Source organism: Streptomyces sp. NPDC051133 (assembly GCF_040682635.1).
Classification (GTDB): domain Bacteria; phylum Actinomycetota; class Actinomycetes; order Streptomycetales; family Streptomycetaceae; genus Streptomyces.
The window spans coordinates 14,854-38,191 of the sequence record NZ_JBFBBK010000029.1 but is presented as its reverse complement, the minus strand read 5'-3'; the positions used below and the strand labels follow the sequence as shown (position 1 = coordinate 38,191).

Below are 23,338 nucleotides of genomic sequence, written 5' to 3'. Positions count from 1 at the left end.
TCCCCACCCGCCCCGTCACCGGCGTGACCTGGTCGATCGACAGATCAGCCGACGGGATGATTCCCTGGCCGGCATGAGCAGCGTTCCCGTCACCACCTGGTCGCTCCAGCAGACCTCCCCGGCCGATCTCCTGCCCGCCGCGGCGCCCGAAGGAGACGTCCGGATCGTCCGCGCCGAGGTGCACTCGCCCGAGTTCAGCCGCTTCCTGTACGCCTCGGTCGGCGGGGACATCCTGTGGACCGACCGGCTGGGCTGGACGTACGCGCGGTGGCAGGAGCACCTGGAGCGGCCCGGCGTGGAGACCTGGGTGGCCTACGACCGGGGCACCCCGGCCGGCTACGTCGAGCTGGACCCGCAGGACGAGGGCGTCGTCGAGATCGTCTACTTCGGGCTGATCCCGGCGTTCCGGGGCCGGCGCATCGGCGGCCACCTGCTCGCGTACGGCGCGGCCCGCGCCTGGGACCTGGCCGAGCGGTGGCCGGGGCGGGCGCCGACCAAGCGGGTGTGGCTGCACACGTGCAGCAAGGACGGCGAGTTCGCCATGGACAACTACCGGCGGCGCGGCTTCACCCTGTTCGACACCAAGGTCGAGCTGGAGCCCGAGGTGCCGTCGCCGGGCCCGTGGCCTGGCGCGTTCCCCGCCTGACCGGCACCCGTCCACCACCCGATACCCCGTGCGGCCTGCCAGGACAACCCTCTCGGCGGCGCATGTGAGCGACGACACCCGTGTCCCACATTCCGGGACGCGGATGTCCGCATGATGGACGAAGCTGGACTGTGTCCAGATCGCCGTGACACGCTTCCGTCATGTCCGGAACTGGAGTTGCCTTGGTGAGTCGGCGGCACGTCGACCTCGGCCGCATGTCCAGCGCCATCTGTCCGGTGAGCTGAGCCTCCCAGCACCACCGAGAACCCCGTATCTGATCCCTGCTTGCGCAAGGACGCGCACGCATGCCCGCATGCGCACGGACGCGCAGGTCAGAGCATCTTTCCGCCTGTCCCGAAGGACGTAGAACCATGGCCGCCACCCCGCAGAACCCCGCCGACTCCGCGCCCCGCCGCAGGGTGAGCCGTCACCGCGGCGAGGGTCAGTGGGCCGTCGGCCACTTCACCCCGCTCAACGGCAACGAGCAGGTCAAGAAGGACGACGACGGTCTCAATGTGCGGACACGCATTGAGACGATCTACTCCAAGCGGGGCTTCGACTCGATCGACCCCAGCGACCTGCGCGGCCGGATGCGCTGGTGGGGGCTGTACACCCAGCGCAAGCCCGGGATCGACGGCGGCAAGACCGCGGTCCTGGAGCCGGAGGAGCTGGACGACCGCTACTTCATGCTGCGGGTGCGCATCGACGGCGGTGCGCTGACGACGCGACAGCTGCGGGTCATCGGGGAGATCTCGCAGGAGTTCGCACGCGGCACCGCGGACATCACCGACCGGCAGAACGTCCAGTACCACTGGATCAGGATCGAGGACGTGCCCGAGATCTGGGACCGGCTGGAGGGCGTCGGCCTGTCCACCGTCACCGCCTGCGGTGACACCCCGCGCGTGATGATCGCCTCCCCGGTGGCGGGCATCGCCGAGGACGAGATCATCGACGGCACGCCGGCGCTGGAGGAGATGAAGCGCCGCGTCCTGAACAACAAGGCGTACTCGAACCTCCCCCGCAAGTTCAAGACGGCCATCTCGGGTTCGCCGCTGCTGGACGTGGTGCACGAGATCAACGACGTGGCGTTCGTCGGCGTGCGGCACCCCGAGCACGGCCCCGGCTTCGACGTGTGGGTCGGCGGCGGCCTGTCCACCAACCCCAAGCTCGGCGTCCGGCTGGGCACATGGGTGCCGATCGACGAGGTCCCCGACGTCTACGAGGGCGTCATCTCCATCTTCCGTGACTACGGTTACCGCCGGCTGCGCAACCGCGCCCGGCTGAAGTTCCTCGTCGCCGACTGGGGCGCGGAGAAGTTCCGCCAGGTGCTGGAGGACGAGTACCTCGGGCGCAAGCTGGTCGACGGGCCGGGTCCCGAGCAGCCCGTGCAGCAGTGGCGCGACCACATCGGTGTGCACCGGCAGAAGGACGGCCGGTACTACGTCGGTTTCGCACCGCGTGTCGGCCGGGTCGACGGCGCCACCCTGACGAAGGTCGCCGACCTCGCCGAGGCGCACGGCTCGGGCCGGGTCCGTACCACCGTCGAGCAGAAGATGATCATCCTCGATGTCGAGGAGGGCCAGGTCGACTCGCTGGTCGACGGTCTGGAGGCGCTGGACCTCACCGCCCGGCCGTCCACCTTCCGGCGCGGCACGATGGCCTGCACCGGCATCGAGTTCTGCAAGCTCGCGATCGTGGAGACCAAGCAGCGCGGCTCGCAGCTGATCGACGAACTCGAGCGCCGGCTGCCGGACTTCGACGAGCCCCTCACCATCAACGTCAACGGCTGCCCGAACGCCTGCGCCCGTATCCAGGTCGCGGACATCGGTCTCAAGGGCCAGCTGGTCCTCGACGACGAGGGCAGGCAGGTCGAGGGCTACCAGGTGCACCTGGGCGGCGCCCTGGGCCTGGAGCCGGGCTTCGGCCGCAAGGTGCGCGGTCTGAAGGTCACCGCGGACGAACTGCCCGACTACGTCGAGCGGGTGCTCAAGCGCTTCCAGGCCGAGCGCGAGGACGGCGAGCGGTTCGCCACCTGGGCGGCCCGGGCCTCCGAGGAGGCCCTGTCGTGAGCGAGCGTGCCGCCCCGTTCCACTGCCCCTACTGCGGCGACGAGGACCTGCGTCCGCACGAGCAGGGCCACGGCGCCTGGGAATGCGGGGCGTGCAACCGCGCATTCCAGCTGAAGTTCCTCGGGCTGCTCGCCCGGGGGCTGCAGCGAGCCGACCACGGAGGGGACGAGCAGATATGACGACGGCTCAGGAAGGCCGTACGGACGAGGAGTTGAAGGAACTCGCCGAGCAGGCGGGCCGCGAGCTGGAGGACGCCTCCGCGCTGGAGATCCTCCAGTGGGCGGTGGACACCTTCGGCACGGCGTTCTGCGTCACGTCCTCCATGGAGGACGCCGTGGTCGCCCATCTCGCCTCCCGTGTGCTCAAGGGGGTGGACGTGGTGTTCCTCGACACCGGCTACCACTTCCCGGAGACCATCGGCACCCGGGACGCCGTCGAGGCCGTGATGGACGTCGACGTCATCACCCTCACCCCGCGGCAGACGGTCGCCGAACAGGACGCGCAGTACGGTCCGAAGTTGCACGACCGCGACCCCGACCTGTGCTGCAAGCTGCGCAAGGTGCAGCCGCTGGAAGAGGGCCTGGCGGGGTACCGGGCGTGGGCGACGGGCCTGCGCCGCGACGAGTCCCCGACCCGGGCGAACACCCCGGTGGTCGGCTGGGACGAGAAGCGGCAGAAGGTCAAGATCTCGCCGATCGCCCGCTGGACGCAGGACGACGTGGACGCGTACGTCGCCGAACACGGCGTGCTCACCAACCCGCTGCTGATGGACGGCTACACCTCCGTGGGCTGCGCCCCGTGCACCCGCAGGGTGCTGGAGGGCGAGGACGCTCGCGCCGGCCGCTGGGCGGGCCGCGCCAAGACCGAGTGCGGACTGCACGGATGACGAACTCTCAGAACTTCCAGGAGAACGACGTGACGACCGGAGCCACCGTCTGGCTCACGGGTCTGCCGAGCGCCGGCAAGACCACCATCGCGTACGAGCTGGCCGGCCGGCTGCGTGCCGAGGGCCACCGGGCCGAGGTGCTCGACGGTGACGAGATCCGCGAGTTCATCTCGGCGGGCCTCGGCTTTTCCCGTGCGGACCGGCACACCAACGTGCAGCGCATCGGCTTCGTCGCCGAACTGCTCGCCCGCAACGGCGTCAAGGCGCTGGTGCCGGTGATCGCGCCGTACGCGGACAGCCGGGACGCGGTCCGCAAGCGGCACGAGGAGAACGGGACGCCGTACCTGGAGGTCCATGTGGCGACCCCGGTCGAGGTGTGCAGCGTGCGCGACGTGAAGGGGCTGTACGCCAAGCAGGCCGCGGGCGAGCTGACCGGGCTCACCGGGGTCGACGACCCGTACGAGGAGCCCGAGACGCCGGACCTGCGGATCGAGTCGCAGGACCAGACGGTCCCGGAGTCCGCCGCATCCGTGTACGCCCTGCTGAGCGAGAAGGGACTGGCATGACGACCGTCGCCAAGACCGCGACCGGTGACGAGGGGACGGACAGCCCGTACGCCCTCTCGCACCTGGACGCCCTCGAGTCCGAGGCCGTGCACATCCTCCGTGAGGTGGCGGGCGAGTTCGAGAACCCGGTGATCCTGTTCTCCGGCGGCAAGGACTCGATCGTGATGCTGCACCTGGCGCTGAAGGCGTTCGCGCCGGCGCCGGTGCCGTTCTCGCTGCTGCACGTGGACACCGGGCACAACTTCCCGGAGGTCCTCGCCTACCGCGACCGCACGGTCGAGAAGCACGGGCTGCGTCTCCATGTGGCCTCGGTGCAGGACTACATCGACCGCGGTGTGCTCAAGGAGCGCCCCGACGGCACCCGTAACCCGCTGCAGACGCTTCCGCTGACGGAGAAGATCCAGAGCGGGAAGTTCGACGCGGTGTTCGGCGGCGGCCGCCGGGACGAGGAGAAGGCCCGCGCCAAGGAGCGGGTGTTCTCGCTGCGCGACGAGTTCTCGCAGTGGGACCCGCGCCGGCAGCGGCCGGAGCTGTGGAACCTGTACAACGGACGGCACGCTCCCGGTGAGCACGTGCGGGTCTTCCCGCTGTCCAACTGGACCGAGCTGGACGTGTGGCAGTACATCGCCCGCGAGGGCATCGAGCTGCCCCAGATCTACTTCGCGCACGAGCGCGAGGTGTTCGCCCGGGGCGGCATGTGGCTGACCGCCGGCGAGTGGGGCGGTCCGAAGGACGGCGAGACCGTGGAGAAGCGGCTCGTGCGGTACCGGACCGTCGGTGACATGTCCTGCACGGGCGCCGTCGACTCCGACGCGAGCACGCTGGACGCCGTGATCGCCGAGATCGCCGCCTCCCGGCTCACCGAGCGCGGCGCGACCCGCGCCGACGACAAGCTCTCCGAGGCCGCGATGGAAGACCGCAAGCGCGAGGGGTACTTCTAGTCATGAGCACGATCACGACCGAGGCGCTCTCGGCCACCACCCTGCTGCGGTTCGCCACCGCCGGGTCCGTCGACGACGGCAAGTCCACCCTCGTCGGCCGCCTGCTGCACGACTCCAAGTCGGTCCTCGCCGACCAGCTGGAGGCCGTCGAGCGGGCCTCCGCGAGCCGCGGCCAGGACGCCCCCGACCTCGCGCTGCTCACCGACGGCCTGCGGGCCGAACGCGAGCAGGGCATCACCATCGACGTCGCCTACCGCTACTTCGCCACCCCGCGCCGCCGGTTCATCCTCGCCGACACCCCCGGCCATGTGCAGTACACCCGCAACATGGTCACCGGCGCCTCCACGGCCGAGCTGACGGTGGTCCTCGTCGACGCCCGCAACGGCGTGGTCGAGCAGACCCGCCGGCACGCGGCCATCGCCGCCCTGCTGCGGGTGCCGCACGTCGTCCTCGCCGTCAACAAGATGGACCTCGTCGGGTACGAGGAGAAGGTGTTCGCGGCGATCGCCGAGGAGTTCACCGCCTACGCGACCGAGCTGGGCGTCCCCGAGGTCACCGCGATCCCGATCTCGGCGCTGGCCGGGGACAACGTGGTGGAGCCGTCCGCGAACATGGACTGGTACGGCGGCCCGACCGTGCTGGAACACCTGGAGACCGTGCCCGTCAGCCACGACCTGGCGCACTGCCACGCCCGGCTGCCCGTGCAGTACGTGATCCGGCCGCAGACCGCCGAGCACCCCGACTACCGCGGCTACGCGGGCCAGATCGCGGCCGGCACCTTCCGGGTCGGCGAGCGGGTCACGGTCCTGCCGTCCGGGCGGACCACGAAGATCTCCGGGATCGACCTGCTGGGCGAGCCGGTCGACGTGGCGTGGACGGCGCAGTCGGTGACGGTGCTGCTCGAGGACGACATCGACGTCTCGCGCGGCGACCTGATCGTGCCGACGAAGGACGCGCCGGCCACCACGCAGGACGTGGAGGCGACCGTGTGCCACGTCGCCGACCAGCCGCTGACCGTCGGGCACCGGGTGCTGCTCAAGCACGGCACCCGCACGGTCAAGGCGATCGTCAAGGACATCCCGTCCCGGCTGACGCTGGACGACCTGTCGCTGCACCCGCACCCGGGGCAGCTCGTCGCCAACGACATCGGCCGGGTGAAGATCCGTACCGCCGAGCCGCTGCCGGTCGACTCCTACGCCGACTCGCGGCGCACGGGCTCGTTCATCCTGATCGACCCGGGTGACGGCACCACGCTCACCGCGGGCATGGTCGGCGAGTCGTTCGCGGCTCCCGAACCGGTCAAGGACGGCTCGGACGACGACGGCTGGGACTTCTGAGCTATGAACCCGCCGGACTTCTACTCGACGTTCGCTAAAGAGGGCGGCCGCGTCGGCAGCGGCGCCCTCGGCAGCGGGCAGGGTGGTGTGGCGCGATGTGTGCGTTGACGTACGCGCACTGCCTGCGCGCCCCGTCCCCCCACCCGACGTCCCGGAAGCGACGAAGACCCTTTGCCGAACTCCCGGCCACGACCTGAGAGACCGTGACCGCCGGGCCAACGAGAGGAACACCTCCCGTGCCTGCCAACCGCTCCACGCTCCTCCGCCGCGGCATAGCCGCGCTCACCGCTCTGCCGTTGCTCACCCTGGCCGCCTGCGGCTACGGGTCCGAGGCCAAGAACGACGACACCGCCAAGGTCGCCGCCGGGGCCAAGAAGACCGACGGGCTCGACTCCGTGAAGATCGGTTACTTCGGTAACCTGACCCATGCCACCGCGCTGGTCGGCGTCCAGAAAGGCTTCTTCCAGAAGGAGCTGGGCGCCACCGCGGTCAAGCCCGCGATCTTCAACGCGGGTCCGTCCGAGATCGAGGCCCTCAACTCCGGGTCCATCGACATCGGCTGGATCGGCCCGTCCCCGGCGATCAACGGATACACCAAGTCCGACGGCAAGAGCCTGAAGATCATCAGCGGTTCGGCGTCCGGCGGTGTCAAGCTGGTCGTGAACCCGGAGAAGATCAAGTCCCTCAAGGACGTCAAGGGCAAGAAGATCGCCACCCCCCAGCTGGGCAACACGCAGGACGTGGCCTTCCTCAACTGGGCCGCCGAGCAGGGCTACAAGGTCGACCCGCAGAGCGGCAAGGGTGACGTCACGGTCGTCCGCAGCGACAACAAGGTGACGCCGGACGCCTTCAAGGCCGGCTCGATCGACGGTGCTTGGGTGCCCGAGCCGACCGCGTCCAAGCTGGTCGCCGAGGGCGGCAAGGTGCTGCTGGACGAGTCCACGCTGTGGCCGGACAAGAAGTTCGTGATCACGAACATCGTGGTGCGGCAGGCCTTCCTCAAGGAGCACCCGAAGGCCGTCGAGGCGGTCCTGAAGGCCGCGGTCGAGACCAACAAGTGGATCAACGCCAACCCGGACCGGGCGAAGGCCGCCGCGAACAAGCAGCTGGCCACGGACTCCGGCAAGGCGCTCCCGGCGAACGTCCTCGACCCGGCCTGGAGTTCCATCACGTTCACTGATGACCCGCTGGCCGCCACCCTGAACACCGAGGCCGCGCACGCGGTCAAGGCCGGCCTGCTGGACAAGCCGAACCTCAAGGGGATCTACGACCTGACGCTCCTCAACAAGGTTCTCAAGGCCGGGGGCGCGAGCCCGGTCGACGCCGCCGGTCTCGGCACCAGCTGAGCACGCCCCGATGAGTTCCCAGGAGGTGACGACCATGGCCACGACGACCCTTGCCAAGGCCGCTCCGTCGGTCGAGTACGCCGCACGCCTCGAGCACGTCTCGAAGTCGTATCCGACACCGGGCGGGCAGCAGCTCGTCCTGGACGACATCAGCCTCGATGTCGCGCCCGGCGAGTTCGTCACCCTCCTGGGGGCCTCGGGGTGCGGCAAGTCGACGCTGCTGAACCTGGTGGCGGGCCTGGACCGGCCCTCCGCCGGCTCCATCAGCACCGACGGCCGCCCCGCCCTGATGTTCCAGGAGCACGCCCTCTTCCCGTGGCTGACCGCGGGCAAGAACATCGAACTCGCCCTGAAGCTGCGGGGGGTGGCCAAGCCCGACCGGCGCGACAAGGCCGAGGAGCTGCTCGAACTCGTCCGGCTGAAGGGGGCGCACGGCAAGCGCGTCCACGAGCTGTCGGGCGGCATGCGCCAGCGCGTGGCGATGGCCCGCGCCCTCGCCCAGGAGAGCAGCCTGCTGCTGATGGACGAGCCGTTCGCGGCCCTGGACGCCATCACCCGGGACGTGCTGCACGACGAACTGACCCGTATCTGGGCCGAGACGGGGCTGTCGGTGCTGTTCGTGACGCACAACGTGCGCGAGGCGGTGCGGCTCGCCCAGCGGGTCGTGCTGCTGTCCTCCCGTCCGGGCCGGGTGGCCCGGACCTGGGAGGTGGAGATTCCGCAGCCGCGCCGTATCGAGGACGCGCCGGTGGCGGAGTTGTCCCTCGAGATCACCGAAGTACTGCGTGGGGAGATCCGCCGTCATGGCCAGCACTGATACGACCGCCCGCGAGTCGGCGGGGAGCGTGGAGGCGGGTCTCGACGCGCTGGAGACCGCGCAGTCGGGCCGTACGCCGCTGGGCAAGACCCTCGTCGGCAAGGTCGTGCCGCCGGTCACCGCGATCGTCGTGGTGCTGGTGGTGTGGCAGGGCCTGATCAGTCTGAAGATCGTCGACGACCCGACCAAGCTGCCGACCCCGGCCGCGGTCTGGCACGCCGTCCGCGAGGACTGGGTGCAGGGCAAGCTGCTCGACTACATCTGGACCAGTGTCTCGCGCGGTCTGCTCGGCTTCTGCTTCGCGCTGCTGATCGGCACCCCGCTGGGCCTGCTGGTGGCGCGGGTGCGGTTCGTGCGCGCCGCCATCGGGCCGATCCTGTCCGGTCTGCAGTCGCTGCCGTCGGTGGCGTGGGTGCCGCCCGCGGTGGTCTGGTTCGGCCTGGACAACTCGATGATGTACGCGGTGATCCTGCTGGGCGCCGTGCCGTCGATCGCCAACGGGCTGGTGTCCGGCGTGGACCAGGTGCCGCCGCTGTTCCTGCGCGCGGGCCGCACGCTGGGCGCGACCGGTCTGCGGGGCACCTGGCACATCACCCTGCCGGCGGCCCTGCCCGGCTATGTGGCCGGTATGAAGCAGGGCTGGGCCTTCTCCTGGCGCTCCCTGATGGCCGCGGAGATCATCGCGAACTTCCCGGACCTCGGGACGGGCCTCGGCCAGCTGCTGGAGAACGCCCGCACGGCCAGCGACATGGCCATGGTCTTCGAGGCCATCCTGCTGATCCTGTTCGTCGGTATCGCCATCGACCTGCTGATCTTCAGCCCGCTGGAGCGGTGGGTGCTGCGCAGCCGCGGCCTGCTGGTGAAGAGCTGATCCCCGTGCGCACGAAGCCCGTTCTCCTCGTCGTCGCCCACGGCAGCCGCGACCCGCGGCACGCTTGCACCGTGCACGCCCTCGTGGAGCGGGTGCGGTCGCTGCGGCCTGGGCTGCGCGTGGAGACCGGCTTCCTGGACTTCAACGTCCCCTCGGTGCAGGGGGTGCTGGACTCCCTGGCGGCGGAGGGCGTGCGGGACGTCGTCGCCCTGCCGCTGCTGCTGACGCGGGCCTTCCACGCCAAGGCCGACATCCCCGCCGTGCTGCGCGAGGCGCCGGCGCGGCTGCGGATCCGGCAGGCGGAGGTGCTCGGCCCGTCGCCGCTGCTGCTGTCCGCGCTGGAACGGCGGCTGTACGAGGCGGGGCTGACGCCCGCCGACAAGTCCTCGACCGGGGTCGTGCTGGCCTCGGCGGGGTCCTCCGACCCGGAGGCGATCGCAGTGATCGCAGGAATCGCGCGGGAGTGGCGGCACACCGGTTGGTGCGCCGTGCGGCCTGCGTTCGCCTCCGCATCTCTTCCGCGCACCGAGGACGCGGTGCGGGAGCTGCGCGCCCTCGGCTGCGAGCGGGTGGCCGTCGCGCCGTACGTCCTGGCGCCCGGTTTCCTGCCGGACCGGATCGCGCGCGGCGCGGCCGGGGCGGATGTGCTGGCCGACGTGCTGGGACCGGCGCCGGAGGTGGCCCGGGTGCTGCTCGAACGTTACGACGAGGCCCGCACACCCGCTCTGGCGGCGCTCGGCGCCTGAGCGCGCCCGTCCCGCCCCGGCAGGCTCCGACCTGCTCGGCTTCCCCGAAAACCCTTCCTGGCCACCTCCGGATCTGCTGGGATGGGTGCGGGAGCACTATCGGGGGAGAGCGGTTCGCGTGGCCGGTCAGGAGTTCGGGCATCATCTGGGGCTGCCCAGGGCCCTGTCGGGACTGCCGCTGAGCCCCCTGGTGCCCGGATACGGCGGCCTCGCCGCGGCCCAGCACGCGGCCGGCTTACGGCATCTCGGCGAAGTGCTGCGGGCCGGGCCCGGGGCGTTACGGGTCCTGGACGGGCTGTACATCGGCGCCGGCCCGCGCGGCCGGCGCCGGGTGGACGCGGCGCTGCTGGACGATCTGGCCGCGTCGTCGGGTCCGGCCACCGCACCGCTCGCCGCGCGACTGGCCGCGCTGCACCGCGCCGATCCGCAGGCCGTGCGCCGTGTCGTCCTCTACCAGCTGATATGCCTGCTGCAGGAACACCCGGAGGCCCGGCGTGCGCGGCTGGCCGGTGAGGTGGGGGTGCACGCCGACGAGGTGGCGGGTCTGGTGGCGGCGGCCCGGCTGCGGCCCGTGCTCGACCGGCGGCAGCGGGACGCCGCCGAGTCCCTGGCCGAGGCCCGCGGGCAGCGGCGGCTGCACCGGCTGCGGCGCCTGCTCGACCGGCTGCCCGCCGACGGCGACCCGGCGCTCGCGGCCCTGCGGGCGGACCTGGCCGGGCGGCTGCGCGGGGTCGAGGACGCGGTGCGGGCCGGGCGGCGGGCCGAGGACCGCGGTGACCACCGGGAGGCGAGCGCGGCGTACCTACGGGCGCTGCGCGCGGCCACCGACGACCGGCGCGCCTTCGCCGCCCTGGTCCGCGTGCACGGCCGCCGGCCCCTCCTCGGTGTCGAACTCGTCGACGGCCAAACCGAGTTGAGCTGGAAGGACCGGCGGGAGCAGCCGGGCGAGTGGCGGCTGCTGCGGCTGCTGCGCGACGCCGGCGGCAGGCCCGTCGTCCGCAGCGTCCTCGGTGCCGGTACGACCCCGGCGGGCACCGTCCGGGACCCGGGCGCCGCGCCGGGCGACACCGTCCGGTACGCGGCCCTGCCGATGCGGGACGGACGGCCGGACGGCCCGCCGCTGGTGTCGCGGCGGCTGCTCGTCGCCCCGGAGGTGGAGCGCCTGGTGCTGGCCGACGGCCCGGAGCGGATCGACGGCGCGTGGCAGCGGCCCGCGGGCGCCGTCGCCGTCACCGTCGAGCACACCGCGCCCGACGGGACCACCGCCGAACTCGATGCCGAAGAGAGCGGGTTCGCCGCCGCGGGGCTGGCGTCCGGCGGCCACGCCTTCCGGATCGTGTGCCACTACCGGGCGCCCGACGGCCACCCGGTGTCCTCCCCCGGCGTGCGCGCGACCGCCACCGTGCATCCCTGGCCCGAGCCCGTGGACACGCTGACCGCGCGGGCCGGCGACGGCTCCGTGCGGTTCGCCTGGACCGGGGCCGCCGAGGCGGAGGTCCGGCTGGTGGTCTGGCCGGGCGGGGCCCCGGCTCCGGGCACCCGGCTGCGCACGGACGAGCTGCCGCCCCCGCTGGACTGGCCCGGGGAGGGTGACGCCCTGCGCCCGCCGCCCGGCGGCTTCACGGAGGTCGCCGCCGTCGCCGTACGCGGCGCCCGGGCGCTGGCCGGGCCGGCGGTCGGCGTGGAGGCCGTACCCCCCGTGCCCGGGCTGGTGGCGCAGCGGCTGCCCGACGGGACGGCGCGGATCTCCCTGGACTGGCCCGGGGACGCCACGCACCTCGTGGTCGGATGGGAGCCCCTGCGGTCCGGGGGCGGCGGGGAGCGCACCGTCACCGCGCACGCCTACCGGCGCGGCGGGCTGCGGCTGCCGGTCGGGCCGGAGGCCGTCCGGGTGCGGGCTTCGACCCTGCCCCGGGTGCCCGGCGCCGTCGTCGTGGTGCCCGACGCGGCCGAGGCGGTGCTGCCGCCGGACGCGTCCGTCGCCTATCAACTGGTGCGGGCGTCACGGCGGTTCCGCGGCCGGGGGCGCACGCTGCTGCGGGTCACCTTCGCCGCTCCCGGCGCACTGCCGGAGGTCCCGGAGTTCGTGTGCGTCGCGCGCGGCGGCACCCTGCGGCCACGTGACGCCTCGGACGGGACGACCCTCGTACGGATCCCCGGACCGGAACTGGCCCGGCACGGCAGCCTGGAGCGGGAGCTGCCGGCCGCGCCCTGCCCGGCCCCCTACACCCTGCGCGGCTTCCTGCTCGGGGAGCACGCCGCCTCGGTACGACTCGAAGAACCCCCTCTCGCGAGCCTGGTGGTGCGCTGAGCCATGACGACCGTGATCTGCCCCTACTGCTTCGCCCGCGCGTCGGCGGCCAAACTGCCGTACCGCTGTCTGATGACCCCGAGCGGGGTGCGCGGCGGCGCGCCCTGCGGGCCCGAACGCGACGACCTGTGGGCCGGCTTCATGGGTCCCGGCGTGCCGCCGGCGGCCCGGATGCGCGGGCCCGTGTTCACCCCGGCCCGGAGACTGGCCTCCTTCGCCGGGGCGGGCAGCAGCGTGCCCTGCCCCAAGTGCGGGGTGCCGACGCCGGTGCGGGTGTGCGCGTCCTGCCACAGCGATCTGCCCAGCGACTACTGCGACCAGGACAGCCGGATCATCGCGCTGGTCGGCGCGAAGGCATCCGGCAAGAGCACGTACGTGGCCGTGCTGCGCAACGAGCTGGACCACCGGGTCGGGCAGGCCTATCACGCGTCGCTGGCCGCGATGGGGCAGAGCACCCAGACCCGGGACCGGGAGATGGCGGAGGACCTGTACGAGCGGCTGCGGCTGCCCGACGCCACCCGGCCGGCCGCGCTCGGCTTCAACGACCCTCTGCTGTACCGGCTCAGCCTGCCCAGACGGGGGCTGTTGGGCGGCACCGGCACCCGGCACACGACGCTCGTCTTCTTCGACGCGGCCGGTGAGGATCTCGCGGGCGCGGAGGCGATGGACCGCTACACCCGCTACCTCGGTGCCGCCGACGGCATCATCCTGCTCGTCGACCCGCTCCAGCTCGGCTCCGTGCGCGACCGGTTGCCGGTGCACGACGGTCCGCCGCTGCCCGTGGTGGAGACCTCGCCCCGGCAGATCGCCGCCGACCTCGCGGCCCAGCTGCGCGCCCACGGCAAGGGCAGGGCCGGCGGCCGGGTGTCCACGCCGATCGCGGTGGCCGTGACGAAGACCGACATGCTCAAGTCCCTGCTCGACCCGCACTCCCCGCTGCTGCACAGCGCCCCGCACGGTGCGGGTGCCTACGACGCCGAGGACCGGCTCGCCGTCCACGAGGAGCTGCGGTCGCTGCTGACGGACTGGGACTCCGGCGCGCTGCTGCGCCAACTGGAACTCGACTTCGCCGAGTTGTCGCTGTTCGGTCTGTCCGCGCTGGGGGCGCCGCCGCCCGCGGACGCCCCGGCGGACGCGCCGAAGTCGGGGCCGCAGCCGGTGCGGGTGGAGGATCCGCTGCTGTGGCTGCTGTCCCTGCGCGGGCTGCTGCCGGTCCACGCCGCGGCGAAGGGGCGTGCCCGGTGAGCCTCGCGCAACTGCACTACACCTCGGCGCCGCCCGGCCCGGACGGGTCCGGTTTCCGGTTCACCGCGGTCAGCCCGGAGGTGCCGGCCACGCTGCTGCGGGAGGCCGAACAGCTCATCGGGTACGAGCCGCCGCGCGACCTGCCGGACCGGCCGGACGCCGAGCAGCTCAAGGGCTTCCCCAAGGCCTTCTCCTTCAGTCAACTCAGCGACGGCGGACACCTGTTGAGCCGCTCGGTGTACACCGGGGCGGACTACAGCGGGCGGTGGGGGAACTTCCACGCCCACGCGGTCCATCTACCGGCCGGCACGCGGCTGCCGGACGGGGCGCTGCCGGTCACGGCATGGGAGTCGGTGCGCTGGGCCGACGCCACTCCCCCGGGCGGGCGCCCCGCGCCGGTCGACCGGTTCGAGCCGCCGGGGCTGCTGCGCCGGGACGGGCTGGTGGCGTTCGCCCGGTCCCGCGCGGAGCGGCTCGCCGCCTTCTTCACCGACCTGCGCACCCTGGCCGAGGGCGTCGACGCACGGCAGATCGTGCTCGTGGAGCGGGACAGCGCCGACGTCGCCCAGTGGATCGCGCTCGCCTGCACGGTCCTGCCGCGCGAACAGGCGCACCGGCTCACCTTCACGACGTACACGCGGCGCCCGCAGCAGGCCCGGCAGCAGATCGTCGGTGCGCTGCCGTCCTCGGAACCGGTCGGCCACGACCACCGGTTCCGGGTGCACGACTGCACCGGCCGGCCGGCGGCGGAACCGGTGACCGACGCGTGGGCCGAGACGTGCGCACGAGTGTGGACGGCCGGGCGGCCGGAGCTGTTCCGCGAGACGTCCGGGGAGCTGGGGCCGCTCGCCGTGGCCGCGCTGGCCGACGGCATCGCCCTGCGCGCGGACGCCCGCGCGGCGGCCGCCCGCTGGACGGCCGACCACGTGTGCGACCTGGAGGAGGGGACCCTGACCGCGGTGGTCGCGGAGCTGGCGCGGGAGCGGGGCGGAGACACCGAGCGGCCCGGCCGGACCGCCGGAGCCGTCCGCCACTCCCCCGCCGGCACGCCGCTCGACGAGGAACCCCCCGCGCTGGCCGCCCTGTTGACCCGGCTGGACGGGCAGGTGCCCACCTTCGTGTCCGCGCCGCTCGCCGCGCGGGTGCTGACCTCGGCGGTGCGCGGGCAGGGCCCGGTGCCGGCGCTGGGCGCGGGCTCGCTGACCTCCGGGGTGCGGGCCGGCCTGGCCCGGGACCTCGCACCCGCCCTGCGGCACGGCATCGCCGACCCCACCCGGCCGGCGACCGGCCGGCCCCTGGCCCTGCTGCACGTCGCCGACCTGCTCGACGTCGACTGCCAGGACGTGCTCCCGGACTTGGCGGGCCGTATCGCCCGGGAGCTGGTGAGCGGCCGGGCGGCGCAGAGCGCGCCCGGGGACGGTGACAGGGACGAGGACGGGGACGGAGGCGAGGGGCAGGCGGCGCCCGCCGCCGGACCCGCCGACCGAGGCGGTCGCCCGGGCGCACCGCTGTCGCCCCGCCCCGCCGGACACGGCGGCCACCGGGCGCGGCAGGACGGCGAGCGCGCGTGCGCCCCCGCTCTCCTCGACGCCGTCCACGGCCATCCCGCCCTGCGGACCGCGCTGTTCGGGGCACTGGACGCGCTCGCGGCGGCCAATCCGCCCGGGGTCGCCGCCCGGCTCGCGGGATCGGGACTGCCGGTGAACCTGGACCCCGGGGTCCCGCACCTGCGGATGTGCGTGCTGGAGGGTGCGCGGGTGCGGCCCGGCGAGGACCGGCTCGGCCGGTGCCATGCCGTGCTGCGCGCCGCTGGTGTCTCCCCGCACGCCGACCCGTCCGTGCTGCGCACGGCGTTCCACCTGGTGTGGCCCGACGGCTCGCCCACCGGCGCGGAGGCGAGCCTGCTGCTGAACGAGCTGGGCTCGGACGCGCACCGGCTCGCCGGCACCCGGGACCTGCTGGTCGAGGCCGCGCTCGCCGCCCCGGCCGACGACCCCGACGTCACCGTGCTCGCCACCGAACTGCTGCGCTGCTTCACCGCGGAGCTGCTCCCCGCGCACCGGGCCCCGCTGCTCCTGCTGGAGTTCGCGGCGCTGCTGGGGTCCGAGGGCGAGGGCGAGAACTGGGTGGAGCGGATCCGGGTGCTGCGCGACGGCGCGGTCGAGCCGGTGCCCGGCCAGGTCACCCGGCGGGTGTACGACGCCCTCGCGCGGCGGCTGCTGCTCACGCCCGCGCCGGACAGCGAGCTGTACGCGCTGGCCCGCTCGGGCGACGCGGAGCTGCTGGCCGCGTACGAGCGGGTGGCGCGCGGGGACCAGGTGATGCAGCGGCTGCGCACGGTGCCGTCGTACGTCGCCGCCCGCTTCTGCGACTGGAGCGCCTACCCGGACACCCATGCCGCGTGGGCGGCGACCCGGACGGCCTTGCTGACGAAGGTGCTGCGGCCGGTCGTACGGGCGCTGCGCGAGGAGGACCGGACGGCCGTCGAGGAGGCGCTGCGGCGCACCGGCCGGGGCCGGCTGGACGCGTACCACGCGTGGAACCGGCCGGGCGCGCTCGGCCGGCTGGCGGGCCGGCTGACCGGGCGTGGCCGGCGCGAGGAGCGGCCCGCGGCCTGGTACGGGGACGTGGAGCCGCCTTCCGACGGCGGTGCGCCGTGAACGAGGCCGGGGGAGGTTCGGGGATGCAGATCGCCGTGCAGGCGGCGGAGGCCGTGTGCCTCTGGGCGGGGGTGGTGGCCGCCGCGGTGTGCCTGTTCCGGACGCTGTGGGAGTTCCTCGGCCGGGGCGTGAGCGCGGTGTGGCAGAGCCTCGGGCCGTGGGAGGCGGGCCGCCCGGACCCCCGTCTGGTCGGTACGAACGGCTCGGAGCCGTCCCAACTCGCCTACTGGTGGCGGCAGTCGTGGACGGACGCGGTCTCGGCCGGGCTGGACGGCATGCGGATGCTGTGGCGGGCGTTCAGCGATCCGTGGATGGACCGGATCGTGCCGAACCTGTTCCGCGGGCGGCGTCCGGCAGGACGGCGCGGCTCGGTGCCGTTCACCCGGTTCCTGCTGATCACCCTGATCGCGCCGGGCACGGCGGCGGGCACGCTGGTCGGCGCGGTGCTGGCGACCGTGCTGCTCGGCTGGGGCCTGCTGGTCTTCGGCCTGCTGCTGGGCGTGGTGTGGCTCGGCTGGGCCGCGGGTGTGCCGGCGCTGCGCGGGGTGGAGCGCGGCTGGGCACTGCTGCGCGGCATCCGGATCAAGTGTCCCCACCCCGGCTGTTACGCGCCCGCCCCGCTGGCCGTGCACCGCTGCCCCAACTGCCCTGCCCAGCATGCTGAGTTGCGGCCCGGCCGGTACGGCACCCTGTGGCACGTCTGCGGCTGCGGGCAGCGGCTGCCGGCGACCCGGATCACCGGGCGCGGCAAGCTGTCCACGCTGTGCCCCGCCTGTGAACAGGTCCTGCCCGAGGCGGTGGGCACCACCCGCGTGGTCCACACCCCCCTGGTCGGCGGGACCTCCTCGGGCAAGACGATGCTGATGGCGGCCATGGTCGAGGGGCTGCAGGCCTGGGCACGGGAGGGCGAGCTGGGGGTGGCGTACGCCTCCGCCGACGACCGGCGCTCGCACACGGGGCTCAGCCGGCAGCTGACCGGCGCCGGCTGGGCGCACGCCACGACCGGCGGGCCGCCGCGCGCGCTGATGCTCACGGTGTCCCGGGGACGGCGGCGCCGGCTGCTGTATCTGTACGACCCGATGGGCGAGTCGGTGAGCGATGCCGAACGGGTGCGGGCCCAGCGCTACCTGGGGCACGCGGACGGGGTCGTGCTGGTCGCCGACGTGCTGGCCGATCCCACGGTGCGCGGCCGGCTGAGCCCGGCGGACACCGAGCGGGCGGACCGGGCCCGGCCCTCGGCGCAGGGGCCGTGGGAGACGTACCAGCGGCTGACCGGCGAGCTGGCCGCGCTGACCGGGCGGCGGCGCCGGCTGCCGGTGGCCACCGTGGTCACCAAGCGGGACGTGCTGGAGCAGCTGGCCTCGCTGCCGGTGCCGGGCGCCCGGATCGACGGCTGGCTCGGCGACATCGGCCTGGGCGCGCTGGTGCGGGCCCTCGGCCATGACGTCGGGGCGGCCCGCTACTGGGCGGTCAGCGCCTACACGGCCACCGGCACCGGACCGCTGGACAGCGAGCAGCGCCGGGCCGCCGAACCGGTGCTGTGGCTGCTCGCGGCCTCCGGGCTGCGCACCGGCCCGCTGATCCGGCAGCCCGGCGGCGGCACCGGACGGTTCCCGCGGCCCCGCAGGCGGCCGGACGGCGACAGGGAAGGCAGGTACAGCCCGGCATGAACCACGTCACCCCGCCCGTCGGCCGCGCCCGGCGGGTCATGGCCGGTCTGTTCGTCACCGCCCTGGTGCTGGCGGCGGCCGCCCTCGCCTGCACGGCCCGGCTGCTGTTGACGTGACCGGGCCCCACTCCCCTTGAACCGACGTGAAGAGAGAGGAACGACAGCGTGAGTGACATTCCCGGCGGGCCGATGGCCAACCGGCCGGTCCACTTCATCTGGCTGCTCGACTGCTCGTACTCGATGCAGGGCGAGAAGATCGCGAAGCTGAACTACGCGATCAGGGAGGCCGTTCCGGAGATGCGGTCGGTGGCCCACGACAACCCCGCGGCCCAGCTGCTGCTGCGCACGGTCACCTTCTCCACGACCGCGCGGTGGCACCATCAGACCCCGGTCCCGGTGGACGACTTCACCTGGCAGGACGTGCAGGTCGACGGCATGACCAACCTCGGTGAGGCGCTGCACCTGGTGGCTCGGGAGCTGCAGACCCCGCCGATGCCGCAGCGGGCGCTGAAGCCGGTGCTGGCACTGGTGTCGGACGGAGGGCCCACCGACGACTGGAAGGAGGGCCTGAAGGCCGTCGACGCCACGCCGTGGGGCCGCAAGGCGGTGCGGGTGGCCATCGCGATCGGCGGGGACGCGGACCGGGACGTACTGCAGGAGTTCCTCGGTAATCCGGAGCTGCAGCCGCTGGACGCCAACAGTCCCAAGCAGCTGGCGGCGGCGATCCGGTGGGCGTCGACCGCGGCCGTGAAGGCGGCCTCGCAGCCGGTCGCGGGCGACGGCTCCGGGGTGAACATGGCGAAGCAGCCGTTCGCGCCGCCGGTGCTGGACGACGACGATGACGACGACGTGTGGTGACGCTCGGGGTGCGGCGGTGGGAGATGCTGGCCGGCAGCGTCCAGGGGGTCGGCAAGCGCCACAACCAGGACTGGCTCGACTTCCTGGGCACCGGGTCCGGTGAGGATCCGCTGGTCCTGGCGGTGGCGGACGGGCACGGTTCGGCGGTGCACGCGCGCAGCGGGCTGGGGGCGCGGTTCGCCGTCGACCGGTTCCTCGCGCTGGCCGCCGGGTTCGGCCGGGCGGCCCACGACTGCCATGAACCGGGCCGGCTGTCCCGGCTGATGACGTACGCGCGGGACGACTTCCCGCGCTCCCTGGTGCAGGAGTGGCGGCAGACGGCGCTCGGCCACTGGGACCGCAACCCCCCGGAGGGGCAGGAGACGTCCCGGCGGGCGTCCGGGGAGCCGTCCCCGCAGGACAAGCTCGTGCTGTACGGCACGACGCTGATCGGCGCGGTACTCACGCCGTGGCTGTTCGTGGCCTGGCAGATCGGCGACGGGGACCTCGCGGTGGTCGAGCACGACGGCACGCTGAGCCGTCCGCTCGCGCCCGCCGAGGAGGACCTGGGCGACGAGACCGAGTCGCTGTGCGGGCGGGAGGCGTGGCGGGCGATGCGGATGCACTGGGCGCCGGTGTTCGAGGAGGCCCGTGCCCCGCGGCTGGTGGTGCTGTCCACGGACGGACTGTCGAAGAGCTTCGCCTCCGCGGACGGCTACCCGGACTTCGTGGCGGGCCTGGCCGGCCGTCTCACGGCGGACGGCAGCGCGGGCGTCCGCGGGGCACTCCCCGAGTGGCTCTCCCAGGCCTCGCGCTACTCCGGCGACGACACGACCCTGGCGGCGGCGGTACGCGCCGAGCACGACGGACGGGAGCCGGCGGCGGACGCTCCGGCGCAGGAGCGGAACGCCCCGGCCGCGCAGGACGCTCACGACCCTGCGCGACGGCAGGCGCCCCCTCCCGAGGAGGCCGACGACCCCGCGGCCGGGCCGCGCGGCGACGACGTGGACATGGAACGGAAGACGGAGACGTAGATGAGCGGCATGCTCGATGGCGGGACACGCCTCGCGGTGGAGAACGGTGCCGAGGCCGAGATCGTCGGCTTCCTCGGCGCGGGCGGCCAGGGCGAGGTGTACCGGGTCCGCACGCCGGCCGGTGAGCGGGCGCTGAAGTGGTACTACCCGACCTGCGCGACCACGGAGCAGGAGGCGGTCGTACGGGAGCTGGTCACCCGGGACTTCGCCGACGACCGCTTCCTGTGGCCGGAGGCCTTCGTGCCGCCGTACCGCGGCTCGTTCGGGTATCTGATGGGCCTGCGCCCGGACCGCTACAAGGGGCTCCCGGCGCTGTTCCGGCGGCAGTTGCGCACCAGCCCGGGCGCGCTGCTGACGGCCTGTCTGTACACGGTGGAGGCCTACCAGGCGCTGCACTCCCGGGGCATCGCCTACCGGGACATCTCCTGGGGCAACATCTTCTTCGACCCGGCCACCGGTGACGTCCTGGTCTGCGACAACGACAACGCGGTGGTGGAGGGCGACGTCAGCGGCATCTCGGGGACCATGGAGTTCATGGCCCCCGAGCTGGTGCGGGGTGACGCGGGTGCCCGGCCGGGCACTCAGTCGGACCTGCACTCCCTCGCCGTCCTGCTGTTCATGTTCCTGATGAACCATCATCCGCTGAAGGGGCGGCGGGAGCTGGGCATCCACTGCCTGGACGAGGCGGCCGAGCGGAAGCTGTACGGGAAGAGCCCGCTGTTCGTCTTCGACCCGGCGGACGGCTCCAACGCGCCCGACCCGGTGGAGCACACGACGGTGCTGGCCACCTGGGGCGCGGCGCCGGGCCGGCTGCAGGAGCTGTTCCGGCGGTCGTTCACCATCGGGCTGCGCGATCCGGCGGCCCGGGTACGGGAGTCGGAGTGGCGTGACGCCCTGCGGGCGGTGCTGGACGCGGTGGTGGAGTGCGCGTCGTGCGGGCGGCAGAACATGACCGAGCCCGGCGAGAACCCGCCGCCGCGGGGCTGCTGGGGGTGCGGGGCGCGGCTGGTGCTGCCGCCGCGGCTGACGGTGACCACTCCCCCGCCGCGCACCGAGCACCACATCCGGTTGCGCCGCGCGGCGCGGGTGCAGGCCCACCATCTGCTGCCGGAGCCGACACGGCACGACTGCTCGGACGCGGCGCTGGTGGCGGAGCTGGTCGAACACCCGAAGAAGCCGGGGCGGTTCGGCATCGCCAACCGGTCACGGGAGACCTGGACGGGCACCCGCTCCGACGGCAGTGTGCAGAAGGTCGAGCCCGGCCAGACCGTGCCGCTGCGGTCCGGTCTGGAGCTGGACCTCGGCGGCGGGGTCCGCGCGGTGGTGCGGGCGCAGTAGGGGGCGGAACGGGGATCGGGGCCCCGTGGCGGCGGGGCCCCGGTCTCACAGCCCCATGGCGTGCAGGAGCTGCTGGGTGAAGGTGAGGCTGGCGGTGCCGGCGGCGGCGCCGATGCTGATGGTCTCCAGCGCGGAGCGGATCCGGCCCCGGTTGGGGGGCAGCCCGTCCTCGGCGGACTCCTCCAGCGCGCCCTGGATGACCTCACCGCGGCTGACGAGCCCCGGGTACTCGGCGCGCAGCGCCTCGGTGAGCCGGTCGGCGAGGCCCATGAGGGCGTCCAGGTCCGGCGCGTAGTGGTTGATCTGCATACGGCCGTTGTCGCCGAACTGGGCGGGGCCGCTCACGTTGCCGAAGTTGTAGGTGCTCATGTCCTGTCCTTGCCTAATGACCGAGGGAACCGGGGGTGGATCGAAAGGGCCGTCAGGGGGGTGGTGCTCAGGGTCTCGGCGCGGGCGAGCCGGGCGCCGGTCCGCCGCCGGGCGGGGCGCCGTGGGGCCCGGGACCCTGTTGCCCGGGCACTGCGATCGTGCCCTGGTTGCCGAAGATGCTGGGACCGCTGACGTTACCGATGTTGTAGGTCTGCGTGCTGATGACCTGGAGGGCCTTGTCGTAGGAGCTGGTGTCGATGTGGTGGTCCTCGAGGAACCGTTCCGTGGCGACGAGTACGCCCTGCTGGAGCCGGAACAGGAAGTCCTGCGCGTCGGTGCGTTCGGCGTAGCCCGCCTCGTCCCAGGCACCGAGGTCCTCGCGGAGGCTGCCCGTGGCGCCGTAGTCGTACCGGAGGTGCTGCTTGGTGATGCCGCGCCGGTCCTTGGCCAGCGCCCTTTCGTGGTCGCTGCGCCAGCGGTGCCGGCGCTGGACGCGGCCGAGGGCGCCGCGCAGTTCCGGGCCGGTACGGCGGGTGGCGTACCGGATGAGGTCCCACCGGCGTTCGAAGGGGGCCACGGGGAGCCGGTCCACGCGGTAGAAGCGGCCGTCCAGCGGTGGTATCGCGTAGGCGGCGACCTCCCAGGTCAGGCTGGGCGGCTGCAGGATGGCCCGCAGGTACATGGAGACGATGAGGCGTCCGCCCTCGCCGATGCGCTCCAGACACAGGTGGGTGCGCATGCCCGCGCCGGGTGTCTGCAGGCCCGCCTGGACGAACTGCTTGGGTATCTGGGCGCGGGGCCGCCGGGTGCGGTCGGGCACCAGCTCGGGGATGAGGTGGGCGTTGCTGCCGAGGACGTAGAGCCGGTTCCTGGCCCGCAGGCCCTGCAGTCCGGAGACGTTCTCCATGTGGCGTGCCACGTAGGTGTGCAGGTCGATGGCGTCGAACGGGATCAGCGGGAGCTTTCCGCCGCCGGGGGCCTCGGCGGGTCTGCTGACGTCGATCGGCTGCCAGACCACCTCCTTGATCTTGTCGCCGCTGCCGACGAACGGCTTGGTGTGGGCGGCCGCGTCCGCGTAGGGCAGTACGTTGGTGCGTTTCAGCTCGGTCAGGGCGGCCTCGGCCTCGGGCTCCACCGGGGGTGCGGTCCGCTCCGGCCGCTCGGCGGAGAGGAACACCTCCCGCGCCGTCTCGCGGCCCCGGGCCTCCTTGTGATGGACCAGCGCCCAGGCGACCGCGTAGGCGCCGATCGGGCCGAAAATCGCCACCCATCCGAGTGAGGGGTGTCCGTTGACCAGCCCCCAGAGGGCGAGGAGGAGCGCGAGGGGTACGACCGCCGCGAGGAGGGCGAGCCGGCGGTCGAGGGTGGCGCGGCGCCGCGTGGCCACGCGTGCGTGCCGGGCGAGCGCCACGAAGTTGATGCCGAGGCTCAGTCCCAGGGCGTCGAGCCGGTCGCCGGTGAGGGCCCGGTCGACGTAGAGGGCGAAGGCGTCGTCGAGGTGCACGGAGGCGCTCAGCCGCCGTGTCACTCCGTCCTTGCGGTACTGCGGCAACGACGGTAATGGTCTGCCCGTCACCTGCGATCGCCCCCCTCCGGCCGGTCCGCGCGCTTCACCCTAGGGACAACCCGGCGGTCTTGTCGCGGGGTTCG

General features: G+C 73.4%; 21 protein-coding genes. 19 read left to right on the top strand and 2 right to left on the bottom strand.

Annotated features, from left to right (window positions below):
* Positions 1 to 73 precede the first annotated feature (73 nt).
* The 19 genes from AB0N17_RS27575 (at position 74) to AB0N17_RS27485 (ending at position 21,319) form a co-directional block, all read left to right on the top strand.
* Positions 74 to 646 (top strand): GNAT family N-acetyltransferase, encoded by a 573-nt coding sequence (locus AB0N17_RS27575; RefSeq protein ID WP_366014206.1) that lies wholly within the window; start codon positions 74 to 76, stop codon positions 644 to 646.
* Positions 647 to 807: 161 nt separating this feature from the next.
* Positions 808 to 891, top strand: coding sequence for a putative leader peptide (locus AB0N17_RS27570; RefSeq protein WP_366014273.1), 84 nt, complete (start codon positions 808 to 810; stop codon positions 889 to 891).
* Between the two features lie 126 nt (positions 892 to 1,017).
* Complete coding sequence (locus AB0N17_RS27565) at positions 1,018 to 2,715, top strand: nitrite/sulfite reductase (protein WP_366014205.1); 1,698 nt, start codon at positions 1,018 to 1,020, stop codon at positions 2,713 to 2,715.
* Positions 2,712 to 2,894, top strand: coding sequence for a hypothetical protein (locus AB0N17_RS27560; RefSeq protein ID WP_366014204.1), 183 nt, complete (start codon positions 2,712 to 2,714; stop codon positions 2,892 to 2,894). Before AB0N17_RS27565 ends, AB0N17_RS27560 begins: the two co-directional genes overlap by 4 nt.
* Complete coding sequence (locus AB0N17_RS27555; RefSeq protein ID WP_366014202.1) at positions 2,891 to 3,601, top strand: phosphoadenylyl-sulfate reductase; 711 nt, start codon at positions 2,891 to 2,893, stop codon at positions 3,599 to 3,601. The genes AB0N17_RS27560 and AB0N17_RS27555 overlap by 4 nt, the downstream gene beginning before the upstream one ends.
* Complete coding sequence (gene cysC / locus AB0N17_RS27550; RefSeq protein ID WP_366014201.1) at positions 3,598 to 4,167, top strand: adenylyl-sulfate kinase; 570 nt, start codon at positions 3,598 to 3,600, stop codon at positions 4,165 to 4,167. The genes AB0N17_RS27555 and cysC overlap by 4 nt, the downstream gene beginning before the upstream one ends.
* Positions 4,164 to 5,108, top strand: a complete 945-nt coding sequence (gene cysD, locus AB0N17_RS27545) for a sulfate adenylyltransferase subunit CysD (RefSeq protein WP_366014200.1) — start codon at positions 4,164 to 4,166, stop codon at positions 5,106 to 5,108. The genes cysC and cysD overlap by 4 nt, the downstream gene beginning before the upstream one ends.
* Positions 5,109 to 5,110: 2 nt before the next feature.
* The gene (locus tag AB0N17_RS27540) at positions 5,111 to 6,445 is read left to right on the top strand and encodes a GTP-binding protein (RefSeq protein WP_366014199.1); all 1,335 of its coding nucleotides are present in this window, start codon (positions 5,111 to 5,113) and stop codon (positions 6,443 to 6,445) included.
* A 236-nt stretch (positions 6,446 to 6,681) separates the two neighbouring features.
* A complete protein-coding gene (locus AB0N17_RS27535) occupies positions 6,682 to 7,791 on the top strand; it encodes an aliphatic sulfonate ABC transporter substrate-binding protein (RefSeq protein WP_366014198.1) in 1,110 nt (369 codons plus the stop codon).
* 10 nt (positions 7,792 to 7,801) lie between these two features.
* Positions 7,802 to 8,608 (top strand): ABC transporter ATP-binding protein, encoded by an 807-nt coding sequence (locus AB0N17_RS27530; RefSeq protein ID WP_366014197.1) that lies wholly within the window; start codon positions 7,802 to 7,804, stop codon positions 8,606 to 8,608.
* Positions 8,595 to 9,479 carry an ABC transporter permease gene (locus AB0N17_RS27525; protein WP_366014196.1) on the top strand — a complete coding sequence of 295 codons (885 nt, stop codon included), beginning with the start codon at positions 8,595 to 8,597 and terminating at the stop codon, positions 9,477 to 9,479. The genes AB0N17_RS27530 and AB0N17_RS27525 overlap by 14 nt, the downstream gene beginning before the upstream one ends.
* 5 nt (positions 9,480 to 9,484) lie before the next feature.
* Positions 9,485 to 10,225: a sirohydrochlorin chelatase gene (locus AB0N17_RS27520; protein ID WP_366014195.1), complete on the top strand. Its 741-nt coding sequence runs from the start codon at positions 9,485 to 9,487 to the stop codon at positions 10,223 to 10,225.
* A gap of 118 nt (positions 10,226 to 10,343) precedes the next feature.
* On the top strand, positions 10,344 to 12,536 hold the full coding sequence (locus AB0N17_RS27515; RefSeq protein ID WP_366014194.1) for a hypothetical protein: 2,193 nt from the start codon (positions 10,344 to 10,346) through the stop codon (positions 12,534 to 12,536).
* Positions 12,537 to 12,539: 3 nt separating this feature from the next.
* Complete coding sequence (locus AB0N17_RS27510; RefSeq protein WP_366014193.1) at positions 12,540 to 13,781, top strand: hypothetical protein; 1,242 nt, start codon at positions 12,540 to 12,542, stop codon at positions 13,779 to 13,781.
* Positions 13,778 to 16,441 carry a GTPase-associated protein 1-related protein gene (locus tag AB0N17_RS27505; RefSeq protein ID WP_366014192.1) on the top strand — a complete coding sequence of 888 codons (2,664 nt, stop codon included), beginning with the start codon at positions 13,778 to 13,780 and terminating at the stop codon, positions 16,439 to 16,441. Before AB0N17_RS27510 ends, AB0N17_RS27505 begins: the two co-directional genes overlap by 4 nt.
* A gap of 23 nt (positions 16,442 to 16,464) precedes the next feature.
* Positions 16,465 to 18,111 (top strand): hypothetical protein, encoded by a 1,647-nt coding sequence (locus AB0N17_RS27500; RefSeq protein ID WP_366014191.1) that lies wholly within the window; start codon positions 16,465 to 16,467, stop codon positions 18,109 to 18,111.
* Between the two features lie 188 nt (positions 18,112 to 18,299).
* Positions 18,300 to 18,968: a VWA domain-containing protein gene (locus AB0N17_RS27495; protein WP_366014272.1), complete on the top strand. Its 669-nt coding sequence runs from the start codon at positions 18,300 to 18,302 to the stop codon at positions 18,966 to 18,968.
* Positions 18,962 to 19,981 carry a protein phosphatase 2C domain-containing protein gene (locus AB0N17_RS27490; RefSeq protein ID WP_366014190.1) on the top strand — a complete coding sequence of 340 codons (1,020 nt, stop codon included), beginning with the start codon at positions 18,962 to 18,964 and terminating at the stop codon, positions 19,979 to 19,981. Before AB0N17_RS27495 ends, AB0N17_RS27490 begins: the two co-directional genes overlap by 7 nt.
* Positions 19,982 to 21,319 (top strand): protein kinase, encoded by a 1,338-nt coding sequence (locus AB0N17_RS27485; RefSeq protein ID WP_366014189.1) that lies wholly within the window; start codon positions 19,982 to 19,984, stop codon positions 21,317 to 21,319. It begins immediately after the preceding gene.
* Between the two features lie 45 nt (positions 21,320 to 21,364).
* Here the strand turns inward: AB0N17_RS27485 and AB0N17_RS27480 are convergent, their stop codons facing one another.
* Positions 21,365 to 21,688: a hypothetical protein gene (locus tag AB0N17_RS27480; RefSeq protein ID WP_366014188.1), complete on the bottom strand. Its 324-nt coding sequence runs from the start codon at positions 21,686 to 21,688 to the stop codon at positions 21,365 to 21,367.
* Positions 21,689 to 21,755: 67 nt separating this feature from the next.
* On the bottom strand, positions 21,756 to 23,240 hold the full coding sequence (locus tag AB0N17_RS27475; RefSeq protein ID WP_366014187.1) for a hypothetical protein: 1,485 nt from the start codon (positions 23,238 to 23,240) through the stop codon (positions 21,756 to 21,758).
* Positions 23,241 to 23,338 lie beyond the last annotated feature (98 nt).